This window comes from Trichocoleus sp. DQ-A3, from assembly GCF_039961975.1.
GTDB lineage: Bacteria > Cyanobacteriota > Cyanobacteriia > Cyanobacteriales > FACHB-T130 > FACHB-T130.
Genome location: NZ_JAMPKC010000014.1, coordinates 18883 through 34225, shown reverse-complemented (window position 1 = coordinate 34225; position 15343 = coordinate 18883). Strand labels below are relative to the sequence as shown.

General features: G+C 46.4%; 14 protein-coding genes. 6 read left to right on the top strand and 8 right to left on the bottom strand.

Translation table 11 applies throughout. The features are described 5' to 3' along the window. Positions 1 to 44: 44 nt before the first annotated feature. Positions 45 to 1598, top strand: coding sequence for a bifunctional phosphoribosylaminoimidazolecarboxamide formyltransferase/IMP cyclohydrolase (gene purH, locus NDI44_RS18880; RefSeq protein WP_190414146.1), 1554 nt, complete (start codon positions 45 to 47; stop codon positions 1596 to 1598). Between the two features lie 77 nt (positions 1599 to 1675). Here the strand turns inward: purH and NDI44_RS18875 are convergent, their stop codons facing one another. Beyond that, on the bottom strand, positions 1676 to 3604 hold the full coding sequence (locus NDI44_RS18875; protein ID WP_190413984.1) for a sugar phosphate nucleotidyltransferase: 1929 nt from the start codon (positions 3602 to 3604) through the stop codon (positions 1676 to 1678). A gap of 242 nt (positions 3605 to 3846) precedes the next feature. Between NDI44_RS18875 and NDI44_RS18870 the strand changes: the two genes are divergently transcribed. After that, positions 3847 to 4767: a 2OG-Fe(II) oxygenase gene (locus NDI44_RS18870; RefSeq protein WP_190413982.1), complete on the top strand. Its 921-nt coding sequence runs from the start codon at positions 3847 to 3849 to the stop codon at positions 4765 to 4767. 225 nt (positions 4768 to 4992) lie between these two features. On the opposite strand, the gene NDI44_RS18865 is transcribed toward NDI44_RS18870, so the two are convergent. Next, on the bottom strand, positions 4993 to 6813 hold the full coding sequence (locus tag NDI44_RS18865) for an HTTM domain-containing protein (RefSeq protein WP_190413980.1): 1821 nt from the start codon (positions 6811 to 6813) through the stop codon (positions 4993 to 4995). A 197-nt stretch (positions 6814 to 7010) separates the two neighbouring features. Further along, complete coding sequence (locus tag NDI44_RS18860) at positions 7011 to 7937, bottom strand: PEP-CTERM sorting domain-containing protein (protein ID WP_190413978.1); 927 nt, start codon at positions 7935 to 7937, stop codon at positions 7011 to 7013. Between the two features lie 705 nt (positions 7938 to 8642). Between NDI44_RS18860 and NDI44_RS18855 the strand changes: the two genes are divergently transcribed. Beyond that, positions 8643 to 8813 (top strand): hypothetical protein, encoded by a 171-nt coding sequence (locus NDI44_RS18855; RefSeq protein ID WP_190413977.1) that lies wholly within the window; start codon positions 8643 to 8645, stop codon positions 8811 to 8813. 137 nt (positions 8814 to 8950) lie between these two features. Here the strand turns inward: NDI44_RS18855 and NDI44_RS18850 are convergent, their stop codons facing one another. Both NDI44_RS18850 and NDI44_RS18845 read right to left on the bottom strand, forming a co-directional pair. Further along, complete coding sequence (locus tag NDI44_RS18850) at positions 8951 to 10429, bottom strand: ankyrin repeat domain-containing protein (protein WP_190413975.1); 1479 nt, start codon at positions 10427 to 10429, stop codon at positions 8951 to 8953. 72 nt (positions 10430 to 10501) lie between these two features. Then, positions 10502 to 11260 carry a ZIP family metal transporter gene (locus NDI44_RS18845; protein ID WP_190413973.1) on the bottom strand — a complete coding sequence of 253 codons (759 nt, stop codon included), beginning with the start codon at positions 11258 to 11260 and terminating at the stop codon, positions 10502 to 10504. A gap of 152 nt (positions 11261 to 11412) precedes the next feature. Here NDI44_RS18845 and NDI44_RS18840 point away from each other — a divergent pair, with 152 nt between their 5' ends. Next, complete coding sequence (locus NDI44_RS18840; RefSeq protein ID WP_190413972.1) at positions 11413 to 11883, top strand: DUF4079 domain-containing protein; 471 nt, start codon at positions 11413 to 11415, stop codon at positions 11881 to 11883. Between the two features lie 53 nt (positions 11884 to 11936). Here the strand turns inward: NDI44_RS18840 and NDI44_RS18835 are convergent, their stop codons facing one another. Further along, positions 11937 to 12560: a DUF1997 domain-containing protein gene (locus NDI44_RS18835; RefSeq protein ID WP_347276911.1), complete on the bottom strand. Its 624-nt coding sequence runs from the start codon at positions 12558 to 12560 to the stop codon at positions 11937 to 11939. Positions 12561 to 12865: 305 nt separating this feature from the next. On the opposite strand from NDI44_RS18835, the gene NDI44_RS18830 reads away from it, so the two are divergent. Further along, positions 12866 to 13528, top strand: a complete 663-nt coding sequence (locus NDI44_RS18830; protein WP_190413968.1) for an NAD(P)H-binding protein — start codon at positions 12866 to 12868, stop codon at positions 13526 to 13528. Between the two features lie 2 nt (positions 13529 to 13530). Further along, positions 13531 to 14235: a glycoside hydrolase family protein gene (locus NDI44_RS18825; protein ID WP_242037113.1), complete on the top strand. Its 705-nt coding sequence runs from the start codon at positions 13531 to 13533 to the stop codon at positions 14233 to 14235. 118 nt (positions 14236 to 14353) lie between these two features. On the opposite strand, the gene NDI44_RS18820 is transcribed toward NDI44_RS18825, so the two are convergent. Both NDI44_RS18820 and NDI44_RS18815 read right to left on the bottom strand, forming a co-directional pair. Further along, on the bottom strand, positions 14354 to 14560 hold the full coding sequence (locus NDI44_RS18820; protein WP_190413967.1) for a hypothetical protein: 207 nt from the start codon (positions 14558 to 14560) through the stop codon (positions 14354 to 14356). Between the two features lie 292 nt (positions 14561 to 14852). Continuing rightward, positions 14853 to 15239, bottom strand: a complete 387-nt coding sequence (locus NDI44_RS18815) for a VOC family protein (RefSeq protein ID WP_190413965.1) — start codon at positions 15237 to 15239, stop codon at positions 14853 to 14855. Between the last annotated feature and the right edge of the window lie 104 nt (positions 15240 to 15343).

Here is a 15343-nt window from a genome sequence, read left to right as displayed (position 1 = left end):
CATTTATCCTGAGTAAGGTTGGAAAAAGAGGGACTTTAGAAGTTATGGCGCGTCTAGCACTGCTGAGTGTATCTGATAAAACTGGGCTAATCGATTTTGCCCGTCAGTTGGTTGAAGAATTTGAGTTTGATTTAATCAGCAGTGGTGGAACGGCTAAAGCCCTTAAAGATGCTGGGCTACCCGTGACAAAAGTTTCAGATTACACGGGTTCTCCGGAGATTTTGGGGGGGCGAGTCAAAACGCTGCATCCCCGAATTCATGGCGGGATTTTGGCGCGTCGGGATGTGCCCGAAGATTTGGCAGATTTGGAGGCGAACCAAATTCGCCCGATTGATTTGGTAGTAGTAAATCTTTACCCTTTTGAGCAGACGATTGCGAAAGCCGAAGTCACATTGCCGGAAGCGATTGAGCAGATTGACATTGGTGGCCCAGCGATGATACGGGCTTCTGCAAAAAACTTCCAACATCTAACAGTTTTGTCTAACCCAGCCCAGTACGATGCCTACTTGCAGGAATTGCAGCAACAGGGCGGGGAGGTGTCCTTTGAGTTCCGTCTGGCTAGGGCACGAGAGGCTTTTGAGCATACGGCGGGGTATGACAGGGCGATCGCGACCTATCTCACCCATCAATCCCCTGTCGAGGCGCATACATCGCCCCTACCCACCCAATTTGACCTTTCTGGACAACAGTTGCAATCTCTACGATATGGGGAAAACCCCCATCAACCTGCCGCATGGTATCAAACTGGGGCAGTTGCGTCTGGATGGGCGGCGGCGACTAAACTTCAGGGAAAAGAACTGAGTTATAACAACTTAGTGGATTTGGAAGCAGCGCGGCGGATTATTGCCGAGTTTCCCGATACCCCAGCCGCGACGATTATCAAGCACAATAATCCCTGCGGCGTAGGTTTAGGAAATAGCTTGTCGGAGGCTTATGAAAAAGCTTTTAATGCTGATTCGGTTTCGGCTTTCGGTGGGATTGTGGCGCTAAATCAGCCGATTGACGCCTCCACAGCGACAGCACTGACCAAAACATTTTTAGAATGCGTCGTGGCACCGGGATGCGAACCAGAGGCACAGGAAATTCTGGCGGCTAAGTCTAAGGTGCGGGTTTTGACTTTGCCAGACTTGGCAGCTGGGCCAGAAAATACAGTTAAGGTTATTGCCGGTGGTTTCCTCGTCCAAGCTTCTGATGACGTGGTGGAAAACGCCAGCCAGTGGCAAGTCGTCACAGAAAAGCAACCAACGCCAGAACAACTGGAAGAATTACTATTCGCCTGGAAAGTTTGCAAACACGTTAAATCTAACGCGATTGTTGTAACGCGCGATCGCACTACTTTAGGTGTGGGTGCTGGGCAAATGAATCGCGTCGGTTCGGTCAAAATTGCCTTAGAACAAGCTGGAGAAAAATCCTCAGGTGCCACGCTTGCCAGCGATGGTTTTTTCCCCTTCGATGACTCGGTGCGGACAGCAGCGGCGGCGGGAATTGTAGCGATTGTTCAGCCGGGAGGCAGCCTGCGCGATCAAGATTCGATTAAGGCTGCTAATGAGCTTGGTTTAGTGATGGTGTTGACAGGTATCCGTCACTTCTTGCATTAAGTAGTCACAGAAAGAATCAGAGGGAGGTAGCGATCGCCGGGGTTCAGATGCTTTATCGCGATCGCTCACCCTTTTAACTACTGCTGTGCATTTCTAAAATCAATCATTGTCTGGCGATAGGGATCTGGCAATCCGGTGTCATAACACTTACCGTTGACAATATATCCGGTCATTCCCTCTTGCTGTTGCAATTGATCGAGACAGGATGTTAACTGAAATTCGCCTTTTTCGTCGCGGAAGTTGTTTTTAATATTATTTTCGAGAAATTCAAATATTTTCGGTGTGAGTACATATAAACCGAATATACATAAGAATTGATCTTCTGCCATTCCCTCTACACGAAGATGCTGGCGTGCATACTCAATTGTGGGCTTTTCTGCAAGTTGAGTTACTGAAAGGATTGAGCTTGAGTCCTGCCAAATGCCTGTAACACAGCCAGATTTATAAAGGCTTTCTGCTGGAAGCTTAGTCAAACTAACAACACTTTGATTAACTTTTTTGTAAACATCTAAAAGTTGACCTGCACATGATGTTTCAGTGTCCGATGAGTAAACATGATCGCCCAGCATCAGCAGAAATGGCTCATCTTTCACCCATTCTTTGGCATAGAATACAGCATAACCATAGCCTTCTGGTTTGTCTTGATTCAAAAATGTAATTTTGCTGCCTAAATCTTGTAGATACTGGCTATATTCCTGATTTTGCGGCGATAATTTCTTGAAAAGTTCGCTGGGAGGTGGAACCTTAAAGAACTCCTCAAACAGGGCGCGATCGCCTGGTTGCACTACAATCCCGATTTCTTCTATACCAGCGCTGATGGCTTCTTCCACAATTGCTAGAATTACCGGCTTGGCACGACCCTCTCGATCGATAATCGGGAAAAATTCCTTTTTCACCGCCTTGGTAGCTGGAAATAAACGAGTTCCGAAACCTCCGGCTGGAATGATAGCTTTGCGAACTTTGCGTGCATGAAGTGTTAGCTTTAAACCTTGCATTTGAGGAAAATCCCGTTCAATAATTTCAATGACTTTTTGCTGGCTTTCTTCGTCTTTAACGATAAATTGTGCTGTACCATCCCCTTGCGAACCAACACCTTTCCCTCCCCAAATGTAGGGCTGAATGGGTTCATAATCAAGGATTTTATGCAGGATGGGAGCTGTTAATTGCTCAGGACAGACGGGAATTAGATGCTTATCAAATTCGGTTTGTGCCTTCTTCATCAAGATACCAATTTTTTCAGCATCTCCTTTTTGCAAGGCGTTAACTGCTTCTTGAGTAATTTGAGAACTGATGGAGCCAAGATATTTTTGGACATTCTCTTGGGATTCGTTACAGGCGAAAGGATAACACTGATTCAAGTTACTGAGTATTTCCTGGGTATTTTTTCCAGCACCGAGATCCACGATTACAAAGAATAGATTTTTGGGCACTTTTAGTTCGACGACATCCGAGCGATCGCCATCAAAAACCATCAGGATCGGGCGATCGCCATAAGCACACGCTTGATCCATCCGTCCGCAGCGAGAAGGCGTGGTAATCTCCCCCTGATAAGCCAACTCCATTTCGTCTCGGAGGGTCATCTTTAAGTCATACACGCGATTGAAAGCACGAGCTACGAGGACGCACAGCGCAGCACTGGAGGAAAGACCTTTCTTAACTGGCAAATCTGTCAGATAATTGTCGATTTCCAGTCCGTCCACTCGGTAACGAGCCACAAACTGGTAGGTAACGCCAGCGGCATAACTAAAGAAATCACCTTTTTCAGCTTCGGCAAGCAAAACCTCGGCGTCCATCGGCAGAGTCAGCGTTTTCCGGGTGCCGTCACTCAGGGAAGCGTGAAAAATCAGATGAGTAGGATGAGGCTTAACCTCGGCATAAAGCCCCTGATTAGTCCCAACGATCAGCGTATAGCCTTTTTCTAAATTCGGATTGATGCGGCGATAGTCTCCCGCCCAATCGCTGTGTTCGCCAAACAGACACAGGCGACCTGGAACAAAAATTTTCATAAATTTCATGCTGCTATCTTCGCACCCTCTAGTAATAAACTACTCTGGGTGGTGAGCAAGCGTTGAAGCGATCGCTCTTTTTATCTACGCGATTTATCTATCGCGATGATTCGGCTTTTTGCACCCCGTTGGGTATCGGTACCAGTCAATACATCGCACCGACTGGTTAAAATTGCTCTGAAGCTAGGGAGAAAGCCCAAAGATAGTTTCTTCAATTTTTCAACATCGAAGAGGAAACGTTTATGCAATCGGCTCCACAGCAGCCTAACGTCCAGGATGTAAAAGTTCAGCTTCTCCTAACGGGAGGGCATGAGTACACCATTTATCTCAAGTCAGATTCACCCGTCCTCCACAGTCTGCTGAAGACAATTGTGGCTCAATCCCAAAAGCAGGAAGCGGTATTTTCTTGTTTGTTTCAGATTCCCATTAATGAGGGTCATGCGGCTCTGTCTTTTTCGAGCGATCGCTTGGTTGGTATCGTTACGGAACCACCCCTGTACGTGCAACAAAACTTGCCGCCAATAGAAGAGCCACCACCTCAATCTGTAGATTTTTTACCAAATATTTTACCTTCTGAATATGTGCAAATTGATAATTTCTTAACTTTAGAGGAAAAGAACCGCTTACTTAATTACGTTTGGGAACAAGAGTCAAACTTTGTTTCTACTAGCACTTCAACAAACGAGGCTGACTATCGTCGCTCAATGGTTCTCTATTACTTCCCTGAATTTTCTGAATTGGTAGTCAATCGAATTAAAGCGATTCTCCCAAATGTCTTCAGAAAGCTAGGGATACCTTCTTTTAAAGTTTCCGATATTGAAAGTCAGTTAACTTCCCATAATGACGGGAATTATTTCAAAATTCATAACGATAATGGCAGCCCTGAAACTATCACTAGAGAATTAACTTATGTTTATTACTTTTATCGCGAACCGAAGCCCTTTTCTGGCGGAGAGTTGCTGATTTACGACAGTAAGGTGGAAAACAATTTTTACGTACAATCAGACTCGTTTAAAACAGTTGAACCGAAAAACAACAGCATTGTGTTTTTCCTGAGCCGCTATTTACACGAAGTGTTGCCTGTGGTTTGTCCTTCTAAAGCTTTCGCAGACAGTCGATTCACCATTAATGGCTGGGTGCGTCGTCAAGTAAATAATGCGTAACGACTAAAGTCGCAGCTACACGAACAAAGACCGCCTCCGCGGTCTAATATCAAGTCCGGTTAATTGACCATTTAAAGAATTAGCCTGTCTCCGTCAGGCTACGTTTTTGTAGCTGCATCCTCCAGGGTCTAGGTAAATTCTGGTAAACGTAGAATACTCCCAGTGTATACGCGACGAAAAAACGCATACTATAAGGCTGATGTGCATTTGGAAATGCACATCAGCTTAGTTATCTTCTGAGGATGGATTAAAGCAGGAATGCTTCCAAATGCGAACCTTTTTTACCGTTGGAGTTTGATAATTTGGTAGGGTGTTTTCACGCATAAAGTAAATAGAAAAGGTATCAAGCTGCTGTGACCCTTGGTGCTGAGAATTCCAATTTCGGCAAAGATATCGCCCATAGTAAAGACGATATTTGGAATTGTCCTTGCTCCAAAGATTCATCATGTATTTGCGCCAACGCTCGTTTGGATAAGTCGCAGACACAAGACGCGGCTTTTCCCAAGTTACAGGTATGCCATTTTTAAAAACATCTATTTCAGTGCCGTCTTTAAGCTGACCTGGAATGACATACCAGCCATCATCTTTAAGTGGATAGGGAGCAAACATACTCCATTTTTGGTCTAATCTCAACACAAGCGTCACCCAGTTAACCACGCTTGGCAGCTTAAAGATAGAGGGAGCAATTGTCCTGAGATTCCACAAAGAGACGCAAAGCAATAAGAGGAAGGCGATAATATCTGTTAACAACGAAGAACGCACTTCCAGAGGACGAAACTTTAAAGGAGTCGTGACTTTAGAGGCGGCGCGGCGATTGTTGGCAATGATTTCGTAGGCTTTCGTACCCACAGACAAGACAGGACGCCATTCCAACAAGGGAGTCAGAGGTCGAAGTAAGGGTGATAGGTGACAGACGTAGGCGATCGCTTTAAATTTGAAATGCTTGTATCCTTGCCAATCGACCACTACCCAGGAATTGTGCGTTTTCATGTCCGCGAAAATTTCCGGGTCATCCTGCGCTAAAAGCAGTGGCGTTCCTGGCAATACTAAGAAGGTGCGGAGCAGGTATACGGTCTTTTTGCAGAAACCGCACTCTCCGTCATAGTAGATTTTTAGTCCCTGACGTTGCGGAGTTTGCAGGCGCTGGGAGATCCCATTCCAAAACTCGCTAGGGATGAAAATTAGCCAAGCGATCGCGCTAATAAACGGAAAAAGACCCAGCGTTAGTCCTAGTCCAAAACCGAGATGTAACAGGATAAATGTCGCCACCGCACACAAGCGGAAAAAGCTGGTACGGATGGGGATGAACAGTAAAAATGGCCCTAATAACTCAATCCCCAGCGTGGTGTAGGTTAAAAAGACGAGCAGTGGCGGCGGAAATCCTAAGAAAAATTGACCGATGGGGGTCGCAAACTGATCGATGTTCAAGGCATAATAAACGGCGCTGCCTTCTTTCCACCAGATCGGATCGGACTTCAGCGCCCATGTAAACCAGTAGACAAAGCAGATTTGTAGTGTCAAGGCGACCGTTGCACCGGACAAAATGCGCTCCGACAAAGCTTTTGAGGATGAATTGAGGGCGCTATCCACCGAATAAGACGCCCCTAACGGCAAAAACATTGCCCAAAATAGCAACAAGCGAAATTCGATGTCTCCAGCACTGAGTACCATCGGGTTTCGACTATGAAGGGAAACTAAGAGTGCCCAGGATACGATAGTGACAAATCTTGTCCGATAACCGATTAACAGTGCAAAGGCAATAAATCCAGCAAATAAGAATAGAAAACTTTGAAATAAAGCTTGTCCGCTGAATAAATGTACTGACCAGAACCAAGGATTTAAGAATTGTTCAACCAGTGGGGCGCGGGGAAGGATGCCAAAATCAGTGTAGTGAGCTTTGAGATCCTTAGAACGATTAATCAGATCGGTAACGACGAGCAACGCTAGACCGATGCGAAACAACGCGAGCGATCGCAAGTCCAAGCCAAACAGTTCCTCTAGCTTCCTCTCAAAGCCACTTTTAAATTTTTTCTCCTTGGAGAACATAGAACGTTAGCCCCTTAATTGACAATTCGGTTATAACTAAAATCTCTATAAAAGTCGCCAAAATCGCCATTCATTATCCAAATTACAGTGCCACCGATACAGAAACACCTTGTTAGCAAAAATTAGGGTTGGAAGTTCAACTAAACTTCCAACCCCCATTGCTTACCGAAACAATGACTATTTAATCAATGAATGGTTTAGTTAGATTTCCGACGGCGTACTACTCTCAGTCCTCCAACCATTAAGGCTAGAGCTGCCACAGTGCCTGGTTCTGGTACCTTTGTTGAACCACCATTGTCCCCGCCAGTGGTTTCCCCGCCAGTGGTGCCGCCAGTGGTTTCCCCGCCAGTGGTGCCGCCGCCAGTGGTTTCCCCGCCAGTGGTGCCGCCGCCAGTGGTTTCCCCGCCAGTGGTGCCGCCGCCAGTGGTTTCCCCGCCAGTGGTGCCGCCGCCAGTGGTGCCGCCGCCAGTGGTGCCGCCGCCAGTGGTGCCGCCTCCGGTAACAGTACCACCTAGCAATTTGTCACTCCCAGCACCAGCATTTACGTCTTGGAAGCGAACTGCCGCCTGAAGGGATTTATTCTGAAATCCAGCCAGGAACTGGCTTTCAAGTGTGGCAGCATCGAGGTTTGTACCACTCAATAAAAAGCTGGCAAACGTGTTCTTGCCCTCAGGAAGAGCATTCTGAGGACTGCCACCTTCAAAGTTGTCGTTATCAGCAAGACCAACGCTAAAATTACCGACTTTATTACTAAAAGGCTGAAAATCAACGTTTTGTAACAGTACAGGGAAGAACGTGCCGCCTATGTAGGAGTTGCTAACTACGGACAAACCTGGCAGGAGATCGAACGCAACACCTGTCAGTTTAGACTTAGTGGCTTTTTCTCCAAAAAGAGGTTTACCAGTAGTGTTAGAGATATTCAGCCCAAGCCGAACGTTGTCTCCTTCCTTAGTAAAACTGAAGTCTACAAAAGCTGATGCGCCAGTGGCTTGGTTATTAGAAGATTTACTTGTGCTATCAAAAGATATGCCGAAGGCTTGTGCCGAGCTTGGTACTAGAAAAGAGGATGTAATAGCAATGCCAGATGCTGCTAAAACGGAAGGTAAAAATGAAGTTACTTTCATTGATGAAATCTCCTTGGTTAAGATGCAAGTTTAATTGAGTTTGTAGATAATGCCTTTTCTTTAGCTCTGCATACTTCACGCTCAGCTAATGTACGCAATATATCAGTGGCTCCTCTAAGCCACAATAGATTCTCAGTAGTTTCTCGATATCTTTAAATAAAATGGCAACGCTCTTTATCGCTACTTCATGATTCTACTGATGAAGATTTTACTTAGTTTATTTACCTAGTTAAAACGAAGCAGTTTGTTAGCTTCTAATTTAAAGCAAGGTGTTTATACTGAGGCTTTATAATAAATTTATATAAAAATAGATTAAGTTTATAGTTTCTTAAAATTAAATATCAGGGTTTATACGTAACTTATTGATAGCTTTAAATAAACAGGCATTTTTCTTTATCGTTCCTTTACAATCTATGAGGATTTCACGTAAATGATTGATGCTTTTTAAGAAGGCGATCGCTGTTTTTCACTGCGAAATTTAAAGCGTTTTCATCGCTTACGCCATCCTCAAACAGATAGAACAGCGCAGACTCGTTTGAGTTCCCACTCGTGTTGTTTATTTAAGCCCAGATGATTCTTGTGTAGCCAGTTCTGGCTACTTACAATCGGTTGCCGAGGCAGTTTCTAATACGGTTCCCGAAGAAGCTAAAAATTCAGAGCAAAGGTAGGTTGAATTAAGGAGCGAAGCTTAACAAATGCTTCTGTGTGTTGGGTTTCGTTCCTCAACCCAACCTACAACTACACGAAGATCGCGCGATCGCTCACACCGATCCGGGTGCTAAAACGATCCCTCAGCTTGCTACAGGGAGTGTCGTCTTGATTCAGCGGCATTGCAGGGAAAGCCGTTATGGAAAAGTAGCATTCCACACTAATTGATTAGCGATTTACCGCTTAATATTGATTCGCAGAGATTTCTACAACAAATGCTGTAAGAGTGCTGGGCACGCGATCGCGTGTCGCCGCCTTGCACTCTACTTCCTTACTCCTTGGCACCATCTACAGGCTTTTAAGCGTTAATCTACAGCCCCAGATGCTTTGAGCGATCGCGCGATCTCTCTGTATCGATTCATTTGGGCGATCGCCAAAGCCGTGTAGCCACCCCGGTTTTTCAAATTCACATCCGCACCAGCTTTCAGCAATACCTGCACGGCATTCGCATGACCCCGCTGAACAGCCCACATTAAAGCAGTTGCACCCGCATCATCTTGAAGATTGATATCCGCTCCCGACGAGAGTAGCCCTTGCATCACCCCCGCGTGCCCCTGCTCAGCTGCCTTGATGAGGGCACATTTCCCGTCGTTGACTCGTGTATTGGGCTTAGATCCACCCTCCAGCAGCACTTTCACCGTGTCAGCGTGTCCCTGCGATGCTGCCACGGTTAACGCTGTCTCACCCAGATTCCCCGCGTTAGAATTCGCGCCCTTTCTTAACAGAGCTTCCACAATCGCCCCCTGACCATGCAATGCTGCCACCATCAAAGCGGTATCGCCCAGCTTATTTCGCGACTGGACATCCGCCCCTCGGTTGAGGAGAATTTCTACAACATCAGCATGACCTTCGACAACGGCAAAGTTTAAAGCGGTCTCATCATCTTTATCTTTGGCATTGATATCCGCGCCGCGATCGAGTAGCGCCGTCACAATATCCGTGTTAGCGATCGCTGCCGCAGCCATCAGCGCGCTTCCGCCATCCGAGTTTTGAGCATTCACATCAGCACCGCCCTCCAGCAATGCTCTCACCACAGCCGGATGAACTCGATCGATTGCTAGAGTTAAAGCGGTTTCACCTTCTTTGTCTTTCGCATTCACATTAGCGCCTTTCGCTAACAACCGCTGAGTCACTTCTAAACGACCAAACTCAGCAGCGTGTCTTAGGGGGCTTCTACCATCTTTGGTTTCGGCATTCGCATCTGCCCCTCGCTCTAACAAAACCTGCACCGTCTCAGCGTGTCCGAGTCCAGCAGCGAGAAATAAGGGAGAGACACCATCATTCTCTCTCCTCCCATTCACTTCAGCACCAGCATCTAATAAGGCTTGCACCACGCTAGTTTTGCCCTCCTGCGCCGCCAACATCAAAGCTGTATCCTCAACGTTGTCTTTGACATTGACTTGGGCACCCGCATCCAGCAAGATTTGCACCACCTCAACATGACCTTTCAGCGCCGCCACCATCAGCGCTGTGCTGCCATCCTCGTTAGCGGCATTCACATCAGCTCCAATGGAAGCTAACATTCTAACTACGTCAATCTGATTCGCTGCCGCCGCTATCATCAAAGCCGTCAGACGATATCGTTGTCTAAGTTGATTGACGTTTGCACCAGCCTCCAGTAAAAGTCTGACAATCTCGGTGTAGCCGTTCTGGGCGGCAAACATCAAAGCAGTGGTGCCCTCCCGGTCTGTCGCACTGACATCAGCGCCAGCGGCGATTAGCGCTTTTACCCGCTGAAGTTCTCCCCGCTTCGCCGCCCTAATTAAGTCTTGATTTGCACTCACCGCTGTTGCCCGATCCCCTCCGCAGCATTGCCAACTTCACCTCAAATTATACTTTTGAGAGGATGGTGTCGCTTAACCCCCAAGCTTGGAGAGGACAAAGGCGACGAGGAAGCCAACAACGGTGATTAGTCCAGCAAAATCATGGGCTTGCTCGAAAGCTTCTGGAATCATGGTGTCTGATATCATTGCCAGAATTGCGCCTGCTGCCACGGCGGTAGTTGCGGCGATAATTTCTTCAGAGAAGTGACTGAAGATGACATCGCCCAAAAGCGCTGCGATACCAGAAAGAATCGCGATCGCTGCCCACACGCCGAAGATATAGCGAGCTGAACGACCTGCTTTCTTCATGCTAGCGGCGCTGGAGAGTCCTTCGGGAAGATTCGAGAGGAAAACGGCTGCTACCGTCACCCAGCTAACAACTCCTCCTTGAATCATGCTGACCCCGATCGCAATTGATTCCGGAATGCCATCCAGCAAGGCACCGATAGCGATCGCTAAACCGCTCCCACTTGCCTCTTCTTCTGATTTTTGTTGGTTACCAGAGCGCTTGCGATGCTTGGCACCCTGATAATTCAGATACCAGTTTGCCCCTGTGTAGACAGCAGCACCACTTAAGAAACCAATTGCTGTTGAATCGAAGCCACCCCGCCGATAAGCCTCATCCATTAGCTCAAAAGATAACGCCGAGATCAGCACACCAGCACCGAAAGCCATCACGGCTGCGATCGCTTGCGGGGAAATTCGCACAAAATATCCCAACCCGGCTCCGAATAGCAACGCCGATCCACCCACCAATCCCCAGAAACCTGCCTGTAACCAGACTGGCAACATCAGCTGCCCTCCTTCAGAAATTCCTGTCCTGCAATGTTTAGCAGATTTTCTACTACTCAATCATCTGAGGTTATGGCGCGGTAATGACGACTACCCAAAGGTAGACAGCCATTATGATAAGTTTTATAAAGTTCCTTAATGAGCCGAATCTTATGAGCTTGGAAATCCCCGTATCGATTAAACCCTGGCTTAATTTTATTCACCCCGCCTTGATGTGGGTGCTACTGGGCACATCCCTCTATGCCCTATATCTGGGCATTCTCGTCCGACGCACTCGCAATGCTGAAGGGGAAGCCAAAAAAGAGCTAATCAAAGGCAGGTTTAACGTCCGGCACTACCAAGTTGGTTCATTGCTGTTGGCGTTGATGGTGATAGGCACCCTAATTGGCATGGGCGTTACCTATATCAATAATGGAAAACTCTTTTTCGGACCGCACCTGCTGGCAGGCTTAGGCATGACCGGGATGATAGCAGTTTCTGCTGCACTCTCTCCCTATATGCAAAAAGGTCACAATTGGGCGCGTTACAGTCACATTTTTTTAAATGTTGTGCTTTTGGGACTGTTTGGCTGGCAAGCTGTCAGCGGTGTGGAAATTTTGCAAAGGATCATCAGCAAGATGTAGCCTTTGGGAGGATGCTAATGGCTAATAGCAATTAGCCATTAGCCATTAGGGATTTAGCCATTAGCCCTTTTCTTGGCTTTTTTAGGCACGGGCAAGCCCAGACTGGTATGAAAGTCTTCCTGGACTTTGGGGGTGAGAGACTTAGAAACTTGTCGCACAATTTGCGCTAATAGGCGATCGCCCGTATTTTGAATCACAGACTTAGGCAACTTGTGAATAAACTTGGGAAACTGAATATAAACGGACAAGTCCAGATGCCACTCAACATAGGTGATCGCAGATACCTGATGTGGGGCGAATCTATCTGCCGGTACTTCCACTAATGTCATCGCCGACTCATAGTCAACGTCATAGCCTGGAGTCCCGTAATTCGGAACGGGTACTGTCCGAACTCGATAAACACCTTGATCCCGTGGCAACAGTTCTAAGCCAATTTTTGGCTCCACCTCATAACCAAACGCACCAAAACGCCCGATTACCAAAGCATAACCATTCTCTCCTAGGGGTTCTACTTGCATGGGGTGAGCGCAGCGGCAGAACCAACCGTGGTGAGTATCTAGATACTTAGCAACCGTTTCGGCATCGGCATACATCTCCATGCAGCTCTCAAAGTGAGTATGAAATCGAGTCGTTTCATTTGTACTCGCGGCTTCTATGGCTGCGTTGTCGGCATCCATGAGACTGGATACTGGATTCAACATTCCTGAGTTAACCTCAAACGGTACCTCAAACGGTTGACGATCGTAGAATTGCGACTGCATCACCTGCTCTCCTGCGCTGGTTGCCGTTTTTCTATATACAGGATTCCCACAATGGGCTGAATTGTTTCCATAAATTCTAATTCTTCAACAAAAGACGACAACGCCTTTGAGTTTCTACAATTAAAAAGTTAGAGTTTACTGCCAACCAAAAAAAATTCTCTGTCCACTCAGCATAGCTTGCGATTCTAAAGACTGGACACGGGTAATTTACGGAGAAATGAATGAAAGCATTTGTAGCAGGGGCAACGGGGGAGACAGGTCGTCGGATTGTACAAGAGCTGGTGCAGCGGAATATACCTGTTCGAGCGTTAGTTCGAGACATCGAAAAAGCTAGACAGATTCTACCAGATGCCGCTGAATTGGTAGTTGGCGATGTTTTACAGCCAGAAAGCCTCTCTTCTGCCCTAGGTGATAGTACGGTTCTACTGTGCGCCACGGGTGCTAGCCCTGGCTTTGACCCGACTGGACCCTACAAGGTGGACTACGAAGGCACTAAAAATCTAGTGGATGCCGCCAAGGCAAAGGGAATCGAGCATTTTGTGCTGGTTTCTTCAATTGGTGCTTCTCAAGTTTTGCACCCACTGAATCTATTCTGGCTAGTTCTGGTGTGGAAGAAGCAAGCAGAGGAATATATTCAGAAAAGCGGGTTGACCTACACAATTGTGCGACCGGGAGGCCTCAAAAACGAAGAGAACTCAGAGCCAATCGCTATGTACAAGGCTGACACTCTGTCTTTAAGTGGCAGCATTCCCCGTACTAAGGTCGCGAAAGTGTGTGTCGAAGCGCTATTTCAACCATCGGCTCGCAATAAAATTGTTGAAATCATTACCAAGGCAGAGGCTCCTGAAAAAAGCTGGGAGCAGATGTTTGCCAGTGTGGCCTAATTATGTTCTCAGCCATCGGGCGTTTTCTCGCCGGGATGTTTTCAGCGATCGGGAGTTTTCTCATCGGGATGCTGAGCATGACGGCGGTGCTGTGCTTGTTGCTTTATCTTAAAGACTGGGAGAAGCTGCGCGATCGCGGCTTCTCCTACGGAAACTCGTCGGTGGCTCCACTGAACGGAAACGGTACCGCTCCCTTGGCAATGCAAGGGGGCGATCCTTATATCCGTGCCTTGATGCGGACAATTTCTGCTAGTGAAGCAAATGTTGCCCAGCCTTATCGGGTCATCTATGGCGGTCAGTATGTCCAAGACCTCAGCCAGCATCCCCAGATGTGCATCCCGATTGGTGTTGGCCCTAATACGGGAAAATGTTCTACTGCTGCTGGTCGCTATCAGATGCTCAACACGACGTGGCTTGAGAAGGCTCAGCGCTATCACCCGCAGCCTTCAGAATTTATGTTTTGGCACTCTTATAGCTTTGAGCCACAATTTCAGGACGCTGTAGTTTATGCGTGGCTGAGTGACCGGAAAGCCTGGAAAGTAGACATTTCCAAGTTGCTGCGCCAAGGGAAACTAAAAAAGGTGTTGCGGCTGCTATCTGGCACTTGGACAAGTCTGGGCTATGGGATAGAAACCAACTCTATGAGTGGGAAGTTGCCAGAAATTTATGAGCAAATGCTAAAAGAAGAGCTACAAACTTTTGGATAAAAAACCGACGCGAGTGCGGGTTTCCAAATTTAATCTAGTTCAGTGAACTTTAGTATCCATCACACTCTTCAGCTTGCCCTAAGATATCTTTCCCCTCATTGTTTGTAACGTAGACTTCCTAGAAATTCATCCGAATCAGCAACGTTTTGCGGTTAGAAGAGGCAACACCTCCTTCTGGAGCTGACGTGTTGAAAAAAATCGGCATAGCCATTACCACCAGCCCAATTAGAAAAATATGAGCGATTAAGTCAAAGGTTGTGAAACCTTTGCTTGTACTTTTTTTGAAACCGGGTAGTAAGCACAAAGCTGGGCGGTGGAGATTCATGGCGGACTCCAAAGGAGGTGAGGTCGAACAATCTATTACTATAGATAGTTGAATTAATAGACTGTTCCCACCGTTTTTTTAAGGGACTTTTGATGAAAGCGATCGCCTTTCTCCGTAGAAACCCTTGCTTTTGCTCCTTTTTTTCCGGACGTTGTTAAGTTTTTAAGAAAAAAACTTAACAACGTTTGCCAAAGCAGTGATAATTTTCTTAAGCTTAAAAGCTCCTTAAGAGCTTGATGTCAGAGAAAAACCAAGTATTGATTAGCCAACATAAGTTTAAGCGCCTATAAAGCTATTTTTCATAGATTTCTAAAGGTAATCCGTCTGGATCGCTAAAGAATGTAAACCGCTTGCCAGTCATCTCATCAAGTCTAATATCTTCTACCTGCACTCCTTGGTTTTTTAAATAGTAAACAGCTTCATCTATATTTTTGACAGCAAACGCTAAATGCCTCAATCCGCAAGCTTCAGGGTGACTTAATCTTTGAGGAGGATTAGGAAATGAAAAAAGCTCAATTTGATCGCCGCGACCAACTCTCAAATCTAATTTGTAAGAATTTCTTTCTTCTCTAAAGGTTTCTTGGATAATTGAGAATCCTAAAACCTCTACATAAAACTTTTTAGATTTTTCATAGTTAGAGCAAATAATCGCGGCATGATGAATTCCTATTGTTTCCATAAAATGAAATTCCGCACAACGGCAACCAATAAACTACATTTCTGATAATACTTTACTTCGGAAAAGGCAAATTAATAATTTAAACTAATTAAAGCTGCAAATTA